Raw genomic sequence first — 17,244 nt, 5'->3', positions numbered from 1 at the left:
TAGTAGAGGGCTTTATACATACTGCAGTAGGGGGACTGAATCAGTATTTTTCTAAAATTTCAGCAATGTGTTCTGTTGTTTGTGCAGAAATGATTGCTTCAACATCTTCATCGTTTTGGAACAACTCTGACAGAGCCATAATGGTTTGAATATGGCTGTCTGAATCCATGGCTGCTAAGGTGACAGAGAAATAAACATCACCGTTGTCTTCTGACTCAAGGTCAACACCGTGTTTGAAGACGGTGATTTGCAGCGCTGCTTCATTAACACCATCTTCTGGGCGAGCATGCGGCATGGCAATTTTGGGTGCCAGCACATAGTACGCGCCAATCTCTTGATGTTTTTGCTTAATCGCATCCAAGTACGTTGCTTCAACTTTGCCATGTTCAAGAAGTTTTGAACAAGTAATGTCTAGTGCTGCATCAACGCTTAAGTTCGTCTCTGTGGAGATAACAATGTTATCTCCAATTAACTTCATAATGCTCATGACACAATCCATCCAAGAATAAGACCAACGACACCAAAGTCAAAGTCAGCAAATGTTGTCGCTTCTAGGCCGATATTACCTAGTACAGGAAGTAGCAGCATTGGTAAGAATGAAATACATAGACCTTGAGTGAATGAACCTAGAATCGCACCACGTAGACCACCTGTCGCATTACCGTATACACCAGATGCGCCACCCACGAAGAAGTGAGGAACCACACCAGCAACAATAATCGTCCAATCAAACATGCCTTGGATGCCCATCGCAACAAGACCTGCTGTGAATGAAGACAAGAAGCCGATAAGTACTGCGTTTGGTGCAACAGGGAATACCATTGGACAATCTAGCGCCGGTTTTGCACCTGGAACCAGTTTATCGGAAATACCTTTAAATGCTGGGACGATTTCCGCGATGAGCATTTTTACACCTTGAAGAACGATGTAAACACCACCAGCAAAAATAAGAGATTGTAGGAAAGTAAAGACTACCCAGTTTTGGCCGTCAGAAACAGTTTCAACAAACTCACCACCAGCAAAAATGGAGGCAAATAGGAAGAAGATTGCCATGGTTACCGCTACAGCTACTGGCGTATCACGTAAGAACATTAAGCTCTTTGGTACGTTCATATCTTCAGTAGTGGTAGATGTGTCACCAAACTTGCTGCCGATATAACCAGAAACCAAGTAAGACAGGGTTGAAAAGTGACCCATTGCCAGTTGATCAGTACCCATTACTTTCTCAGTGTACTTCTGTGCAAGCGCTGGCATGATAACCATTAGCGAGCCGACAATCACTGCACCAACAGCGACTAATAGTGTGCCAGTAATGCCCGCTGTAGAAAGAATTACCGCAACCAACATCGACATAAACATCGTGTGGTGACCCGTTAAGAATATATACTTAAGCGGTGTGAAGCGAGCCAGTAGAATATTAACAACGAAGGCGAAGAACATGATTAATGCCATTTCGTAGCCAAATGCTTCTTGTGCTAAAGCAACAATCGCTTCGTTATTTGGAATAACACCACTTACACCAAATGCTTCAGTAAATACGACGGAAAAGTTATTTAGTGCGCCAACAAGCGCGCCAGCACCAAACCCTAAAATTAGGAAACCCATTACGGTTTTAATTGTGCCTTTTAAAATGGTTGATACATCGGCTTTCTGAGCAACTAAGCCAATGAAAGCAATTAATCCAACCATTATTGCTGGCTCTTTTAATAAGCCAAGCATAAATTCAAAGAAATTAGCCATTGTATATTACCTTAGATGATTGCTTTTAATTGCTCTTCAATTGACGCTTTGTCAAAGATATTTGCTAAGCTAATGATGTTAGTTTTGCCTGCATCTTCAAGTTGGTTGGCAATGTCCGTTGCAGCAACCCAAATATCCGCTTTACTTGACGCTGCCGATGACAGATCTTCGTGATCGACTTCTGCTTCAAACCCCATTTTCTTTACAACTTCTTTAACCGCCATCTCCATCATTAGTGAAGTGCCAAGGCCATTTCCGCATACAACCATAATCTTTTTCATAATATATCTCTGTAGGGTTTGTTGATCTAAAAATAAGTGTTTCACGTCTTGATGGAGAGGATGTTACCTAAAATCCCCAATATTGATATCGACCTAGCTCACAAAGTTAAAATGCTCTTGTGACCCAGATCACACAAAATGGCAAATAACCCTAAAATGAGAGTAAGTAAGCGTCGATATTTATAGGGATTTAAATGATGATTTTTAAGGAGAGAATAAAGTGTGATCCAGGTCTTGTGTGTAGTTGCTTATATAGGGTAATCAGTTTTACTTACCATATTCCGTAATCATTTTTTTCAGAAGTGAGTTAACATCTTTTGTTTTCTTATTTCGTTTTGTTAGCGCACTAAGAGAGGTGGGCAATTCTAATTCGTCATCACTTTCATACTCTTCCTCTATTTGTTCTTTCAGTTTTTGAACCGCAGGAAGTAACATTCTCACCTCCTCGCCATTTTCACTTTCCAAAACAACGATATTTTCAGATTCAATTTGTTTAATAGTTAATAAACCGTGCTTTAACGATTCATACTTCCTACCAACCATCGATGATTGAGGTGGAACTGAACGATCGGTTATTTGGCCACTGCGGATTTTTGCTGCTGTGGTTGAACGAATATGTCCTGTGTTTTTAAACGCAACGATAACCGTATGAGTATTATAATACTCAACAATCATGACGGAACCATGCCTTTTTGTTTCAAAAAAAGCACCAATCTGCATATCTTTTGGAGCGTCCATTTTCTTAATTAACATTCAATGTTACCCAGTACAACGTGATGTTTTATCTCTCTATAATTATATACACGAGTGCTGTGACAATGCATTATAAATTGCAGATTAACGTGATTTCATTTTTTAATCTGAAAAACAGTGGCTTAGTTATATAGATCAAACGATCTTAAGATCTTACTTGATATCCTTTGTCTATCGTGGAGTAAAGCGCTTGATAAACATTGCTTCTATCTTTGTGGTAAGTAAAGTGATAACGCCTCACGAGGTATGACTGCGCGATGGGAAGTAAAAAGAGATATCGACTCGTTGCTGATGCGCGCTGATATGGTGCACCGTCATAAAATCAACTACTTAGAAACTGCAAACGATTGAGTAGTGATCTTACTTCACTTAACCGTTAGAATTGCCAGCTTTTCATGCCCATGAAGCGTTGCGCTCTATAGGGCGAATGTTGGATATAGAGCGCCATATGCACACTCCAGAACACTGCTTCACCCCCTTCAAGTCGTCCATTGATGAATACTCATTGCCGGAGCGATTCACTTACCCATTTTATTATACGCCCCATCCGCTGGGCTTATTAGCTGCAACAGAGTTACAAGGGCATCTCTGCACTCAGTCTGAATGGCAACATAACTTCGGTCTAGAAGGGGAAGTAGAGGGTGCCATTGGCAAAATGTTTGGCGTGCTGGTGGTTAAAAATAGCCAAGGCGATATTGGTTATCTCTCTGCATTTTCGGGTAAAGTCGCCGATCAAAATTTGCTGCCAGGCTTTGTACCACCAGTGTTCGATATGCTAGCCCAAGACAGCTTTTTTCACGCAGGGCAGGATGAAATTAATCAACTTAGCCATCAAATTAATGCACTAGAAGCGGCACCAGAACTTGCTAGCGTTCGTTTAACACTACAAGAAGTCACGCAAGCGGCAGATGATGCATTAAAAGCCCATCGTAGTTATATGGTAGAAGGGCGTAAGGCTAGAAAGGTCAAACGTGCCGAGGCAGCCGAATTGCCCGATGAAGAACGCCAAGCACTAAAACAGCAGTTAAGCCAAGCAAGCGTGATAGAAAAGCTGCAGCTTCGCGATCTTAAGCTCAGTTGGGAGGCGCGTATCGCTGCGGCACAGAGCGAATTGAACGGGCTTAATGACAAAATAAACCCACTGAAGCAGGCGCGTAAAGCGCTGTCTGCAGGGCTACAGCAGCAGTTGTTTGATCAATACCAGTTTTTGAATGCCAATGGTAAAGAGAAAAACTTAGGTGAACTTTTTGCAAAGACTACTCAAGGTGTACCCCCTGCGGCGGCAGGGGAGTGCGCGGCGCCCAAACTGTTGCAATATGCCTTTAAAAATGGAATGACACCATTAGCTTTAGCGGAATTTTGGTGGGGATTGCCACCAAAATCATCCATTCGACAGCATAAAAACTATTACCCAGCCTGTCAGGGTAAGTGCCATCCCATTCTAACGCATATGCTTGAAGGTTTAGAGGTGGATGACAACCCGCTACTCAAGAACCCGGCAGAAGGTAAGGCTGTTGATATCCTCTATCAAGATGAGGATATGGCAGTAGTGCATAAACCCGCTGAGTTTTTGTCGGTACCTGGAAAAACCATTGAAGATTCTGTTTATCTTCGAATGAAGCAGACGTTTCCGGATGCCACTGGTCCATTGATCGTGCATCGTTTGGATATGTCGACATCGGGTTTAATGGTCATTGCGATCAGTAAACGAGCGAATAAGAGCTTACAAAAGCAGTTTATTCAACGCACGGTTGAAAAGCGCTATGTGGCATTGATTGATGGCGTACTTGAAGAAAATGAAGGACGTATTGCATTGCCAATGCGCGGTGATCTAGACGACAGACCGCGCCAACTGATTTGTTTTGAACATGGTAAACCCGCAGAAACCACATGGCAGGTGATTGAGCGAAAAAATAACCAAACTAAGGTTTACCTTTCTCCCAAGACGGGTCGAACTCATCAATTAAGAGTGCATTGTGCTCATGCCCTTGGTTTACACATGCCAATAGTCGGCGATGACTTGTATGGTAAAACGGCGAATCGTCTGCATTTACACGCTGAATTATTGATTCTTGATCACCCTATTACCCATGAGCGCATGACGTTTCAGGTGGAAGCTGAGTTTTAAGTGGCAATTCGCGTGTTCGGCTAGTATGTGATTAGCCGAACCTATGTGAGATTAGAATTTACATTTCGTACCAATGAATGAGCTAACTGATCGAATATCAACATGGTCAATTGTCGAGCAGATGTACGCTTTGCTGAGGGGAACGACGGTTCCGACAAAGCTAAATTCATCGCGTCCGCGGTACGACTTTTTCCTAATAGTCAGAGAACTTAGTTGATACCCGATTTTTCCCCCCTTGTTTTGATTGATATAACGCTCTATCTGCGCGATCGAGGTTATCTAGCAAGGTTGTGCTCTTATCCACGTTTGTGACACCCACAGAGCATGTTACTTGTAAGTACAGGCTTAATTGATTATCCGAGACATTTTTACGAATACGCTCTGCAATCCGTGTAGCGATGGCTTGGCTTTTCGCCCTGAAAATCACCATAAATTCCTCTCCGCCCCAGCGGCCAACCGCCGTGTCCTCAAGTAAATGAGAGGACAACGTTGTGGCTAGGTTAATCAATACGGTATCTCCTTCATTGTGGCCGTACGTGTCATTAATGTGTTTGAAGTTATCAACATCCAATATGATCAAAAACAGCGACGTATCTTCGGATAGTTTTTGAAAGTAGCGCTCCTGTATGCCTTGGCGGTTATGGAGACCGGTTAATTTGTCCAAAGAGGCAAGCTTGCGATATTCATCGCGTTCCCGATTCGCGCGTGTCAAACTCATATCCAATAATGACGCTCGGCTTTGGCTGGCCTGAACCGATCGCTTTAGTGCCATTAGTCGAGAAAGAACATCCACGGTCACCGCGAGCACCCATGCCGTAACTAATAGGGATTGTACTTCTAGCAACGTTACCCACTTACCGACAAATTCAATTGAGTGAATGGTAATGGTGGTGTTTTTTATGGAGTGGCTATCGCCAGTGGCCACTTGAATGTTGGTTACGTTATTGAATCGTGCGGAGTGATCGGAAATTTGTGAGTGCAAAAATGACCACCAAGATGGGACATAGAAATTGGAAATGGGCAGTGAGTATAAATAAGCAGGTTGATTAACAGGAATGATACTCTGAAGATTGGCTCGTAAAATAGTGGTGGCAGAGGTGGCATCGTGCTCAGCATTGAGTAAATATACCAGTACTGAGTCTTTAAGATCGGATGCTTCCGAGTAGGATAATTTGATTTTAACGGAATGATAACGGCTAAGATTGAGCTCTTCGTGAGCTCGGGGTGATACTGGTATCACGACACTGCAAAAAGGAAACGTATTAGAGCGTCGAGTATTACAAGAGAAACTCAGAACTTCATCATGTTGTACAAACTGACCTTGAGAGTTACCTCCATTAGCAACATCGTTTTGCATCAAAATCCCCGGTACATTGAGCTTAATGTGATGGCTCACGTCCATCCCCCAGTGATACCAGATAATCAGAATTAAGCTCAATATTGCTAAAATTGCGTAACCATTTTCTCTTCTAATTCGACGCCACCAATGCACTGGATTCCCCCTCCAAAAAAGAAAGCGCTTACTTATTCTAGGGTATATCAGTACTAAGTAAATTGCTCGAATTTGCCAATTTCCAATAATGAAACCGTGTTTTAAATCACATCTTGTAGGTCGTAATGAGCCCTCCATTAGCCTCAATTTAAAGGCCGGCGATACCTTATACGATCCTATATAATCACTTTTAATTTAGTGCTTTATGATAAGTAATTAGTGGATCACAAAACTAAAAAATACCACTAGTCATGACGTAAACTGGCTTGTTAATGTTAGGTTTCACATGAGTGATGCTTATAAACTAAACCAGGCAAGAATACACGGACGTGGACAATAATAAATGAAAGCGCTTACTTCAAGAGTAAATACAAGCCTAGCCAGTGAGCTCAGAGAGCACCCCCGTTACACTATGCAACATGCAAAAGGGGTTATTAAAAAAACGGGTCTATTTTCTAGCTACACAGAGGTAAGGGTCATCGATATTTCGAAAGGTGGTATTGGTGTTGCGTGTCGAAAATCACTCATGATTGGTGAACGGGTAGAAGTGAAGCTTGGCAACAAAAAATACTTGGGAATAGTGGTATTTGGTAGCCAGATATTAGGAAGCCGAGAACTGCGAGTTGGCATCCAATTTGAAAATAAACTCGGCATCTCTGACATGTTATTCTTTGGTGCTCCGATGCAAGTCGCACTGGAGTAGCTTAAGTACGAATGTGAATCAATTCTTAGAATTGAATATAAGGGTAGTTTGAGGTGTGTCCTTTTAGTACAGGCTTTCAATAAAATATTGGTAGTCTAAATAAGCTCGACGAACGTTTTGGGGAATCGGCTTTTCATAGACTCGCGCATCATCAATTTTTGCCATAGACCAGCCTTGAAAAATCGACAGCTCATAGCAAATCAAATCGTGTTCTTTTTGACGAGACAATAATTGGTGCCGCAGGTTCTGCACATGATACCAAGGAGAGCTTTTGCCGCGGAAATGATTGAGGATAGGGTATTGAATGAGGAAAATCTCACAGCACACTAGCTGAGCAAGCATACAATCAACGCTTGCTCGCTGCTCTTCGGGGTAGAAGTGCAGCACTTTTTTGAGCTCGCGATTGCAATCTTGAATAATGCTCGGCAAACACACCTCCTTAACCTAAGTAACAGCCAACGACAGAAGCAACGATTCGTTTTTGTTGCTAAAATAGTTTGACTGATTTCAGCGTAGCAGTGATTGACGGAAATATGAAAGTCACCCTTTGAAGTACGCTTTTAATGTGTGTCCCTTTGCTATTTTTTGCTCAAGTAACCAATCAAGCTAGCGATCAAGTTAAGCTATAGAGTAACCAATAGGGAGCTTTAATATGGCATACACACCACCGTTCACAATTACAAACGATATTCTTAACCTAGTCGCTGAGATTAGCGTCATGCTTGGGAGGTTAGAAGTCGCTAATCCCGATCTAATGTCACCACAATTACGCCGTGGTAACCGCATCAAAACGATTCAAGCTTCCTTAGCAATAGAGAACAATACACTCTCGCTCGAACAAGTCACAGCAGTGATTAATGGCAAACGAGTTCTGGGTCTACCCAGAGAAATCCAAGAGGTGAATAACGCCTTTGATGCCTACGAGCGTCTTTCATTACGAATTTGAGTTCATCCATCCATTCGCGGATGGTAACGGTAGGATGGGGCGCTTATGGCAAACTTTAGAATTAAGTCAGTGGCAGCCCTTATTTGCTTATGTACCCGTTGAAACCGTGATTCGCGAGGAGCAAGAAGCCTAATACCAAGCACTTTCCGAGTCCGATAATCGAAGTGAAGCAACCGCGTTTATGCTTAATACGTGGTTTACGGCACTAAAAGAGCTGCAAACCGTAGAAGTAGATGAAATCGAAGTAAGTAACGCGATATTAGCGGTACTAGAAGCATTAAACCGCCTCGGATCCGTTAAGCACGCCGTTCTGATGGAAACGATCGGTATCAAACACCGTCCAACATTCAAAAAGAACTACTTATCTCCTGCCATCGAACTTGGTTTGGTGGAGATGTCGAACCCCGAAAAGCCTCGCAGCCCTAAGCAGTTGTATCGGTTAACAGCGCTCGGCAGAAATTCTTTAGCGTAATAATAAACCGTTAGCGGTGCCATGGAAGAAAGTTATAGGGCTGACGGGGAGTATTTGCTGTGTGTCCTTTTGATTTTAATCTAAATCAAATGAGCGTTAGTAGGAGCGACTCAATTTACCAGTCATTCTTAATATAGTTTCTAAGCCATCTATTTATAGGTCGATTGTGATTTGCACTCGTGTATAAAGCTTGGCAAGAGTATTCCAGCTTGCGGTCAAGAGTTGTTTTTAACCGTGCTAATTGATATTGACGCTTACTCATAAGAAACAGGCTTTCGGGTATTAGCGCATAACCTAATTTTGAACCCACCAAAGAGAGTTGTTGTTGGAGGGTTTGAGTTTCGATGATTTTTTTGGAAAAGTTGAAACCTATTGAGCGCGGCGATCTGTCAGGGTTGGAGAATGTAATGTGGACCTCAGACTCAAGATCACTCGCATTAATATGATTTCTATTTGATAAGGGATGCTCTGCATGACAAACGATGCACGCCTTTATTGAGCTCATACCTATCATTTTTAGCCCTTTACCATACTCATAAGTTATTACATTAAAGCCAAAGTCGACATTGCCACTCTCAACCAACTCAGTAATGGAGTGGATGCTTGGCTCTATAAAGGAAAATCGAGTATTCGGAAATTCTTTGAGTAAGTTTTCCATCATTTTTTGCGCTCGGCTTTCTTCAAAGATCTGAGGTAGAGCAATAGAAAATTCAGGCTCAACACCCATACTCAAGCCTAGGCAAAAGCTCTGAAATTCAACTAGGTTATCCAATGTCTGTTGGCACCTTGATAGTACTGCCTCACCATCTTCGGTGAGCGTTAAACGTCTTGAAGAAAAATCGCGATGAAAAAGCAATAGTCCGGTTTCATCTTCTAATTGTTCGATGAGTCGACTAACGGTAGATTGAGAGCAATTGAGCTTTTTGCTAGCTCTACTCATTGACCCCGTTTCTACCACGGTGACAAAGGCGTTCATTTGGCTATGAGATATCATGGCTATCCAGTTTCTGCATAGTAACTAGCTTATAGTAATCCACATTGTATTGATACGCTAGCGCCATTAACGAGTCCTACTTAGCAAATGGAGCTATCTATGAAACTAAAATTACTTTCATCCCTCGTCTTGTCTATGGCTACACTGCCAGTCATCGCATCCACTAACGTACTTGGAGATAACTTACCGTATTTTAGTGCAGATAGGCCTGCCATTCAGGAAGCCGCTTATATTATCGATGCTACAGGTAAATCACCGGAAGAGATTGGAGTTATCATTGCAAAAAGTGCGCTAGGGCGTGGTGAAGAGTTAACCCCTTTGGGTGATAGTGCTAAGTTGTGGTTAGACATTGCAGCCCAGGCCATCAAAAATATTGAGAAAGTTAATTATGCACACCTCCGTATGCTTAGAGCTCAAGCTGAATATAGAGGTGTCACTGTTGAAACATTGGTCGCGAGTATGATGGCTCCTGATCTTCTTATAGATTCAGCAGTAACTGGTGAAGACGTTACGGACTACATCAATTTGCCGAATGGCTGTACTTCAATCGCATATAATAATGGCCTTGTTGGACAAACGTTAGACTGGCCAATAAATTCGATTAAAGAAGACACCACTTTATTAAAAACTGACTATCAAATCGGTGAAATATCAGACGGTACTTTGTTTCAACAGATGGGGCGTAAAGTCGGTGTAACAATTACTCACCTAGGCCGCATGTCTATTCAGACAACGGCGGATTATAGCAATATTATTACCCTAGACGCATTGGCGTCGACTGCAGCCCAAATGAACTCTGTGGAAGAAGTTATTGCTTTGGCTAAGCAATACAAATTGATTGTTCCAATGAACATGACTGTTGCGGACGACAAGGGTGGGTATGCGGCAATCAACGTGGCGGGTGAAGATACGGTGGTACATCGTGGTAATGATAAAGGCGTCGCCTTTACAAACCATACTCAGTATTTAAGGGATAAGTTATTACCAAGCGGTGTATCTGCGCAGCAGGAAACTGAAGTAAATACTAAGAACTTTTGGACTTTTGCTCGTAAAGACGCGGCAGAAAATTTCATTCGTTATACTCCAGAGTTAACTATTGAGTCGATGAAATATCTATTTACCTCTAAGCCGGTGAACCTTTCGAAGTACAATGGCAACGAATTTGTAACGACTAAGGCTTTCATTTGGGATTTGAATACCGGTTGTGCGGAATTTGCACCTGAAAATCCACTATTTATGAAAGAGGACTATACAAAAGTGTGTTTTGAATAGTTGGACTGCTGACCCTGTCACTCTCAGTCAAGCGCCCCCCTAAACGTGACTTGCTTGTGAGTAGCGTCTGAGCAATGGAATGCTCTATTTCTCCATATAGTTAAAGCACATCAACGTTATACCTATTGATGTGTAGTGCTAATGATTCTAAAAGGATCAATTATGTCTGTAAAATCGACGACACATCATTTAGTTAACCTACAATACTGCTTACAAGAACATTCTTTTCTTTTTAACTCAAAACTGCTGGCTAGTGCATTAAGTGGTGTCATGAAATCTCAGACTATTAGAAAGGCTGAGTTTAATTCTATACATGGAATGCGCAATCATATCTTGAATATGACCAACGAATGCATGAAGCGGTATAGGGGGGTTGATAGCAGTCTTATTAATGCAGCGTGTATCGAAATAATACGCGATGTCCGCTCATTGGTTGCTGTTGCTAAATCTGATGGTTTTTAGCATTTTAACGGGTGTGTCGTTTTAGTGCGTGCTTTCAATAAAATATTGGTAGTCTAAATAAGCTCGACGAACGTTTTGGGGAATCGGCTTTTCATAGACTCGCGCATCATCAATTTTTGCCGCAGGTTCTGCACATGATACCAAGGAGAGCTTTTGCCGCGGAAATGATTGAGGATAGGGTATTGAATGAGGAAAATCTCACAGCACACTAGCTGAGCAAGCATACAATCAACGCTTGCTCGCTGCTCTTCGGGGTAGAAGTGCAGCACTTTTTTGAGCTCGCGATTGCAATCTTGAATAATGCTCGGCAAACACACCTCCTCAACCCAAGTGACAGCCAACGGCAGAAACAACGATTCGTTTTTGTTGCTAAGTTATATTGACTGATTTCAGCGTAGCAGTGATTGACGGAAATATGAAACTCACTCTTTTGAAGTACGCTTTTGGTGTGTGTGCCTTTGATTTTTCCTTTTGATATTGAGCATCACCTATCGGTGTTACAAAGCAACTAATTTGGTGAGCATGTCACTTGAACTACCTGTATATTCTTGTGAGTTGAAAAAGTGGATGTAATCTTCTTTCTTCAGTGCCCTCCAGGTGCTGTTATAGCTTCCGTCTTGGTTTAGGAGTCCATTGAATCGTGCAGGTTGATTGTAGGCTTTGAACAGAACTTCATACTGTTGGAGCATTATAGTCTTTCCTAAAAGCACTTTGGTAAACGCCGCCTCGACGACTTTGGAGCGGGCTGCTTCTGAAGTAGCAGCAACAACCGTACTTAGGTCACCATTCATTTTTGTTAATCCACTACCGCCTTTCCTGAGAGTGCCTTCTAAGCCACCAAGGTCTAGAGAATTTGGCATGTCTGTATGGTTGTAAGTCGTGAGATCGTAACGTGTAGTGCCTTGTGTATAGGCGACAAGTTTGAAATTAGGCGATTCAAAATGGTACTGATTAGTCTCGAAGCTGACGGTTATTTCCGCTCCGCTTTTGGCGTCAATATCCGCTTTTCTGAAAGCGATTAGAAAGCTTTTATATTTCCTAGTGGTGAGTTCTAATTTCATAAGCCTACCTAAGTTTATCCATCAAATGTCGACATCCATGTGTCTTTGCTTAGCAGATTGAGCTTAGTTTTCTAATTGCTATTAATCTAGGAGGGTGGTCGGGGAAAATCGAATAAATTTTGTATAAGGCTTCTAGAGTAGTTATTTGTGAAGAAGCAATTTTAGTATTGTCCCTTCGATACGCGCATTTTGCTCAAGAACACAAAGCCGCCGCAGTGAACATGATTGGTTGAAAACGATCAAGTAACCGGTCAAGTTAAGCTATAGGGTAACCGATAGGGAGCTTTAATAGGGCATACACATCACCGTTCACTATTACAAACGATATTCTTAACATAGTCGCTGAGATTAGCTAGAAGTCGCCAACATTTGTTTGCTTACGTATCTGTTGAAACCGTTATCCGCGAAGAGCAAGAAGCCTATTATCAAACGCTTTCCGAGTCTGATAAGCGAAGTGAAGTAACCCCTTTCATCGCGTTTATGCTTAATGCGTTGTTTACGTTACTAAAGGAGCGGCAAACCGTACTCATGGAAACGATCGGTATCAAACACCGTCCAACATTCAAAAAGAACTACTTGTCTCCTGCCATCGAAGTCGGTTTGGTCGAGATGTCGAACCCCGAAAAGCCTCGCAGCCCTAACCAGTTGTATCGGTTAACAGCGCTCGGCAGAAAGTTATAAGGCTTGCTGGGAGTATTTGCTGTGTGTTCTTTTAGTGCTTTCCACTAAAATTAAATACATCTAATACACCTGACGTGTAATAGACATGTAATATTAAGTTTCAAAAAAAGTCGTATAGTTATTTCATAGTTGGCTTGTCGATAGATAAACTAACTTAGCTTATCAATAATTTGATTAAGTGACCTTAATCAGTACTGTATAAAATACAGGCTATATTAAACAACCTAAACAATGTCAGTTAAGGAAATAAAAATGAAAATTATCAATGACTCAAACTCTCCTGCACAAATGCAATTTAATCCGCAATCAGATACAGGGAAAAAATTAAATAAGGATGTGCCAGCAGGTTCAAATGCTGTCGTACAACTCGATGGTGACAATGACTATAACGTAACTGCTACTATTAACGGTAATCAGTCTAACGTTCTACAAGGTATTTCAAACTCAACTCCATCGATCACTGTTACGTATAAAAATGGTAATGTAAAAGTTGCTGAAACGGCTGGTGCTTCTGCCTAACCGTTTGGAAACTGAAAGTATCATTGGGATATACCGATCTTGGTGATACTTCTAGAAGTATCACCAAGATTGTTGATGAATACGATGTTCATAGTATTTGTCAAATAATTTTCATTTAGTTTCCTAATGTGAGGAAGGCTAATGGTTATTTTTAATAATACAGACCAGGATGCACATGTAACGTTATCTCCTTCAATGGGAAATACAAACTATGTTACTGAACTAAAATTAATTTTAAAGGCTCAAGAAAAAGTCATTCAACAGGTTATTATTGGGTATGATTACTTAATGACAGTAAATATAGAAGGCACCAATTCTTTAACTGAAACTGTCAACAATGAAACGAAGAACGTGAACATTACTTACATACCCGCATCCGTTTTGATTGACTCTTAACCGACTTATCAATGAGCTTGCTTTCGTTATGGTTATATTAAATAACACTCAGTTCAGCGCAAACGTCCAATTCAACCCAAAGTCTGGCATTGGAGGTAACTTTAATATCATGATACCTGCTGGTACTAGTGTTATTCAGCAATTGAGTATTGGTACCGATTATTTTTCAACAGCCACAGTAGCAGGGTCTAGATCCAATACACTTGAAATTTCTAATGACTCTCCAATTAAGGCGGTATCTATAAAAATTAATCAATCTAATGTCGATTTTTCACCTTGCAAACTACCATGCAATGACCCAATTAGACTTTGACTATGATTATCTACAATAACACCATCCACCTGATTTATGTACAAATTAACCCTAAATCTAATGTTGGAGAAAAAATCTCGACAAGTGTATTGCCAGCTAGTGCAAATGTTATACAAGTTAATAGTAATCTAGATTACCTTATCATGGCGACTACTAATGGGTTCTTTTCCAATACTATTGACTATATTACTGAAGAGAATATAGCAATTAGTATTGAGGTAATTGATAGCAACTTGGCCTTGGCTACGTGCAATGAAACCTGTAATATTTTTGTAATGTAAATGTTCATTTATAGGGATAGTTTCAATTTTAAGGACGTATAATCTATGTTTAACAGACGAGACGTAATAAAATCGATTGGTGTCCTTCCAGCTGTAACACTACCCGATGTTCGGTTTGGTTTGGGTGCCCAAGGCAAGAATTCGGAGATTAATATTGGTATCATTTCAGAACCTAATAGGTGTATCAAATCCACAATGGAGCGTTTAGGTATAGAAATGGCGTTACAAGACTACGGTACGTGTTTAGATAGACCTATTTCTGTTTCAGTACGAACTAAAGAAAATAGTCATATACCTACCAAACAGTTATGCTATGAATTAATAAAAAAAAACAAAGACAATTATATTATTGGGGGTGTTCATCCTATTACGTCGAGCATAGTCGCACAAGTTTCACAAGAGAAAGAAACTTTGTACTTTAACACTAACTCGCAACCTCTAAATGCATCGACTTTAAATAACAAGTTCATATTTAATTGGGGGATAGACTACCGTACTGCAACTTATCGAATGCTGAACGCGTTATGTATTGATGATGTATCCCCAATTATGATTGTGCATTCTCAAGACTATCAGTACAAAAAATACACTCACTGGTTGAAAGCAATGTGTATCTCGATTGGTTTTAGTGACATTGAAACTTTTTCCATTTGTTCTTTCAAAAGTGGCGATCATCTAGTAGATCGTATCCGAATTAGGAAACCACGTTACCTTTATCTTGCGACTTCCAATAACGATAGCGCTTTGATCGGTAGTGCTTTGGTGGATACTCATATCGCCCAGGGCGTTACCGTTATCTCAGGCTATAAGACTTGGAGCGATATTGATGGCCAGCAGCCTTGTTCAGCATTCCCAAGTAATTGGTTTCACAATCATGACTTAGATGCAGTTAACGATTTTTCAGTAAGATACCGTACTTTCGTCAATCGTCATCATCCAGCGAGCAAGCAGTCACGTGTATTGAATGCACCCAATTCTGTTTTCTATAACGCGTATATGGCCATGGGTAGTTTATTGGAGGCCTTATCACAAAGAGAGGGTCTTGGTCCTTATTCGATGATCGACTACTTTGAAGGCCGCACTTTTTCAGCGCGCCAGAGAATGCAGACATCAAAAGCTTGGATTGACCCCAACTCTCATAATTGCATCCAAGACATCTACCGGGTTTCTCCTCAGTTTGATGCAGTAAATAGACTATCCACTTATAAAGTCCATGGTCAAATCTGAAAAATAGAAACAAGAAATTAGTGGATTTATGGGGTGTTTCCGGTGTGTGTCCCTTTATTAGGACCGTGATGAAATGATTGATGAAGGCATCAAAACGACAAGCCGCTACCTTACTGTCCATAATTATATTGATGGTGCTTATTACAATATAGGCAGTGGCGATTACAAAGAGTTTGGCACCGATTCAAAAGGAAAGATCTTCTTCTCACATATGTCGACTAATGGTGGTTTTGTAACAGCGGGGGCTCTTATAGATCCTCCATTTGCTTTACGTCCAGATGATAAAAAAGGGTTGTGTGTATCAACTGTTTTTGTACAGGATGCAACATGTTACGAAGAAGCCGTTACAACAATCAACAATAAGACCGTAGAGTCGCCATCTTCATTTCAAAGGACATTGATTTATAACGGTTCGGTTGATGAAAAGATAAACATCTCTTATCGAGAGCTTTCAGGTGGGAATGCACGTCAAGCTTTTACCAATAATGTCGAGTACGATATGGGTAAATCTAACAAGATAAATTATAAAGGTGCTGAAATTGAGGTCTTGTCATATGACAACACCTCGATTACTTTCAAAGTTCTGAAGTATTTTAGACGGTAGATGTTTAGGCTAGGTATTAATGAATGTTCTTTAGCATGTACTTATGCGGAAATAACTGCGTATAAACCTGCCACAAAATATTCAAATTACGGTGACCGTCACTTGGGCTACTTCTTCAATGGAGTAGCCTTTTTCAAATAGCCTACTAGCACCCTCATGCACTAAATCGTGATAGCAAAAATCTTTACTTTTAAAGCCGTGAGCTTGGTATTAGTTTGATTCTCAAATTGTCATTCGCGGACATAAAATAAAAACGCCTCAGCAGAATTTGTGCTAAGGTATTGATTTATATGGCGCTCCCGACAGGATTCGAACCTGTGACCTGCCCCTTAGGAGGGGTTAAGTATTTATTGTGATAAATACTATATATGTTTTAAAATCAGTCGTTTATGTAAAAAAATCCAAATGTAGCATTTTTATGTAGCACTATTGTGAGTTGTTCATATTAATGCTGATAGATATAGGTGCTCTAAAATTGAGCAGGTGATGAGCATTTAGTGAGTTTGTGTTTTTTTAAAGATAAAGCTCTGATATTATAAACGTTATGCTCCCATAGCTCAGCTGGATAGAGCGCACCCCTCCTAAGGGTGAGGCCGTAGGTTCGAATCCTACTGGGAGCGCCATCTTTCAAACCCTTAGATAGAACTATACCAGCCCTTTCATATCGACTCTTACAGTAAGTACTTCATTTATCCAGATTAAGTAAAAATAATGACCTAAAATCGGTTTACTATTTTTCTTATGAAGGAACAAAATTTACCACCTAAAAACGCTTTGACCATTATCGGTTGATGCGCATCACGAGTCATTTCTAGTTTTTGACAGTTAATGTATCAGCTCATCAATGCACGACTAAAAAAAGAATGAACCGTTATAGGTTTAGACTTTCTTCACATTGCCGATAGAGCAGGCTTCACTG

21 protein-coding genes, 1 tRNA gene and 1 pseudogene are annotated in these 17,244 nt (G+C 40.8%); 13 read left to right on the top strand and 10 right to left on the bottom strand.

The window, feature by feature from the left end:
- Positions 1 to 40 precede the first annotated feature (40 nt).
- The 4 genes from MD535_RS23905 to MD535_RS23890 form a co-directional block, all read right to left on the bottom strand.
- Positions 41 to 487: a PTS sugar transporter subunit IIA gene (locus MD535_RS23905; protein ID WP_265677685.1), complete on the bottom strand. Its 447-nt coding sequence runs from the start codon at positions 485 to 487 to the stop codon at positions 41 to 43.
- On the bottom strand, positions 484 to 1,740 hold the full coding sequence (locus MD535_RS23900) for a PTS ascorbate transporter subunit IIC (RefSeq protein ID WP_265677684.1): 1,257 nt from the start codon (positions 1,738 to 1,740) through the stop codon (positions 484 to 486). The genes MD535_RS23905 and MD535_RS23900 overlap by 4 nt, the downstream gene beginning before the upstream one ends.
- An 11-nt stretch (positions 1,741 to 1,751) precedes the next feature.
- On the bottom strand, positions 1,752 to 2,021 hold the full coding sequence (locus MD535_RS23895) for a PTS sugar transporter subunit IIB (protein WP_265677683.1): 270 nt from the start codon (positions 2,019 to 2,021) through the stop codon (positions 1,752 to 1,754).
- 267 nt (positions 2,022 to 2,288) lie between these two features.
- Positions 2,289 to 2,774, bottom strand: coding sequence for a hypothetical protein (locus MD535_RS23890; RefSeq protein ID WP_265677682.1), 486 nt, complete (start codon positions 2,772 to 2,774; stop codon positions 2,289 to 2,291).
- Between the two features lie 448 nt (positions 2,775 to 3,222).
- On the opposite strand from MD535_RS23890, the gene MD535_RS23885 reads away from it, so the two are divergent.
- Positions 3,223 to 4,902: an RluA family pseudouridine synthase gene (locus tag MD535_RS23885; RefSeq protein ID WP_265677681.1), complete on the top strand. Its 1,680-nt coding sequence runs from the start codon at positions 3,223 to 3,225 to the stop codon at positions 4,900 to 4,902.
- Positions 4,903 to 5,095: 193 nt separating this feature from the next.
- Here MD535_RS23885 and MD535_RS26220 read toward each other — a convergent pair whose 3' ends face one another.
- Positions 5,096 to 6,394 carry a GGDEF domain-containing protein gene (locus MD535_RS26220; protein WP_265677680.1) on the bottom strand — a complete coding sequence of 433 codons (1,299 nt, stop codon included), beginning with the start codon at positions 6,392 to 6,394 and terminating at the stop codon, positions 5,096 to 5,098.
- Positions 6,395 to 6,737: 343 nt separating this feature from the next.
- Between MD535_RS26220 and MD535_RS23875 the strand changes: the two genes are divergently transcribed.
- The gene (locus MD535_RS23875) at positions 6,738 to 7,097 is read left to right on the top strand and encodes a PilZ domain-containing protein (protein ID WP_265677679.1); all 360 of its coding nucleotides are present in this window, start codon (positions 6,738 to 6,740) and stop codon (positions 7,095 to 7,097) included.
- 63 nt (positions 7,098 to 7,160) lie between these two features.
- Here the strand turns inward: MD535_RS23875 and MD535_RS23870 are convergent, their stop codons facing one another.
- Entirely contained in the window at positions 7,161 to 7,526 is a 366-nt protein-coding gene (locus tag MD535_RS23870) for a hypothetical protein (RefSeq protein ID WP_265677678.1), read from the bottom strand.
- A gap of 223 nt (positions 7,527 to 7,749) precedes the next feature.
- On the opposite strand from MD535_RS23870, the gene MD535_RS23865 reads away from it, so the two are divergent.
- The 3 genes from MD535_RS23865 to MD535_RS23855 are packed head-to-tail and all read left to right on the top strand — an operon-like array spanning position 7,750 to position 8,515.
- Positions 7,750 to 8,043, top strand: a complete 294-nt coding sequence (locus MD535_RS23865; protein ID WP_265677677.1) for a Fic family protein — start codon at positions 7,750 to 7,752, stop codon at positions 8,041 to 8,043.
- Positions 8,012 to 8,176 carry a Fic family protein gene (locus MD535_RS26360; protein WP_265677676.1) on the top strand — a complete coding sequence of 55 codons (165 nt, stop codon included), beginning with the start codon at positions 8,012 to 8,014 and terminating at the stop codon, positions 8,174 to 8,176. The genes MD535_RS23865 and MD535_RS26360 overlap by 32 nt, the downstream gene beginning before the upstream one ends.
- Positions 8,177 to 8,224: 48 nt before the next feature.
- On the top strand, positions 8,225 to 8,515 hold the full coding sequence (locus MD535_RS23855; protein ID WP_265677675.1) for a Fic family protein: 291 nt from the start codon (positions 8,225 to 8,227) through the stop codon (positions 8,513 to 8,515).
- 115 nt (positions 8,516 to 8,630) lie between these two features.
- Here the strand turns inward: MD535_RS23855 and MD535_RS23850 are convergent, their stop codons facing one another.
- On the bottom strand, positions 8,631 to 9,509 hold the full coding sequence (locus tag MD535_RS23850; protein WP_265677674.1) for a LysR family transcriptional regulator: 879 nt from the start codon (positions 9,507 to 9,509) through the stop codon (positions 8,631 to 8,633).
- Positions 9,510 to 9,608: 99 nt separating this feature from the next.
- On the opposite strand from MD535_RS23850, the gene MD535_RS23845 reads away from it, so the two are divergent.
- On the top strand, positions 9,609 to 10,781 hold the full coding sequence (locus MD535_RS23845; RefSeq protein ID WP_265677673.1) for a C45 family peptidase: 1,173 nt from the start codon (positions 9,609 to 9,611) through the stop codon (positions 10,779 to 10,781).
- Between the two features lie 162 nt (positions 10,782 to 10,943).
- Positions 10,944 to 11,243: a hypothetical protein gene (locus MD535_RS23840; protein ID WP_265677672.1), complete on the top strand. Its 300-nt coding sequence runs from the start codon at positions 10,944 to 10,946 to the stop codon at positions 11,241 to 11,243.
- A gap of 53 nt (positions 11,244 to 11,296) precedes the next feature.
- Here MD535_RS23840 and MD535_RS23835 read toward each other — a convergent pair whose 3' ends face one another.
- Both MD535_RS23835 and MD535_RS23830 read right to left on the bottom strand, forming a co-directional pair.
- Complete coding sequence (locus MD535_RS23835) at positions 11,297 to 11,554, bottom strand: hypothetical protein (RefSeq protein WP_265677671.1); 258 nt, start codon at positions 11,552 to 11,554, stop codon at positions 11,297 to 11,299.
- A gap of 186 nt (positions 11,555 to 11,740) precedes the next feature.
- Positions 11,741 to 12,304: a hypothetical protein gene (locus tag MD535_RS23830; protein WP_265677670.1), complete on the bottom strand. Its 564-nt coding sequence runs from the start codon at positions 12,302 to 12,304 to the stop codon at positions 11,741 to 11,743.
- A 369-nt stretch (positions 12,305 to 12,673) separates the two neighbouring features.
- Here MD535_RS23830 and MD535_RS23825 point away from each other — a divergent pair, with 369 nt between their 5' ends.
- The 5 genes from MD535_RS23825 (at position 12,674) to MD535_RS23805 (ending at position 16,325) form a co-directional block, all read left to right on the top strand.
- Positions 12,674 to 12,985 (top strand): Fic family protein, encoded by a 312-nt coding sequence (locus MD535_RS23825; protein ID WP_265677669.1) that lies wholly within the window; start codon positions 12,674 to 12,676, stop codon positions 12,983 to 12,985.
- A gap of 252 nt (positions 12,986 to 13,237) precedes the next feature.
- Positions 13,238 to 13,504, top strand: a complete 267-nt coding sequence (locus tag MD535_RS23820; RefSeq protein ID WP_265677668.1) for a hypothetical protein — start codon at positions 13,238 to 13,240, stop codon at positions 13,502 to 13,504.
- A 141-nt stretch (positions 13,505 to 13,645) separates the two neighbouring features.
- Positions 13,646 to 13,900, top strand: coding sequence for a hypothetical protein (locus tag MD535_RS23815; protein ID WP_265677667.1), 255 nt, complete (start codon positions 13,646 to 13,648; stop codon positions 13,898 to 13,900).
- A gap of 639 nt (positions 13,901 to 14,539) precedes the next feature.
- Complete coding sequence (locus MD535_RS23810; RefSeq protein WP_265677666.1) at positions 14,540 to 15,721, top strand: type 1 periplasmic-binding domain-containing protein; 1,182 nt, start codon at positions 14,540 to 14,542, stop codon at positions 15,719 to 15,721.
- Positions 15,722 to 15,794: 73 nt separating this feature from the next.
- On the top strand, positions 15,795 to 16,325 hold the full coding sequence (locus tag MD535_RS23805) for a hypothetical protein (RefSeq protein ID WP_265677665.1): 531 nt from the start codon (positions 15,795 to 15,797) through the stop codon (positions 16,323 to 16,325).
- A gap of 16 nt (positions 16,326 to 16,341) precedes the next feature.
- On the opposite strand, the pseudogene MD535_RS23800 reads toward MD535_RS23805, so the two are convergent.
- A pseudogene (locus tag MD535_RS23800) lies at positions 16,342 to 16,511 on the bottom strand (tyrosine-type recombinase/integrase); the annotation flags it as partial.
- 360 nt (positions 16,512 to 16,871) lie between these two features.
- Between MD535_RS23800 and MD535_RS23795 the strand changes: the two are divergent.
- Positions 16,872 to 16,948, top strand: a tRNA-Arg gene (locus MD535_RS23795).
- Positions 16,949 to 17,244: the final 296 nt, after the last annotated feature.

It is taken from the genome of Vibrio qingdaonensis (assembly GCF_026191675.1).
Lineage (GTDB): Bacteria > Pseudomonadota > Gammaproteobacteria > Enterobacterales > Vibrionaceae > Vibrio > Vibrio qingdaonensis.
The sequence above is the reverse complement of the archived record's forward strand: the minus strand, read 5'-3'. Positions and strand labels throughout refer to the sequence as shown.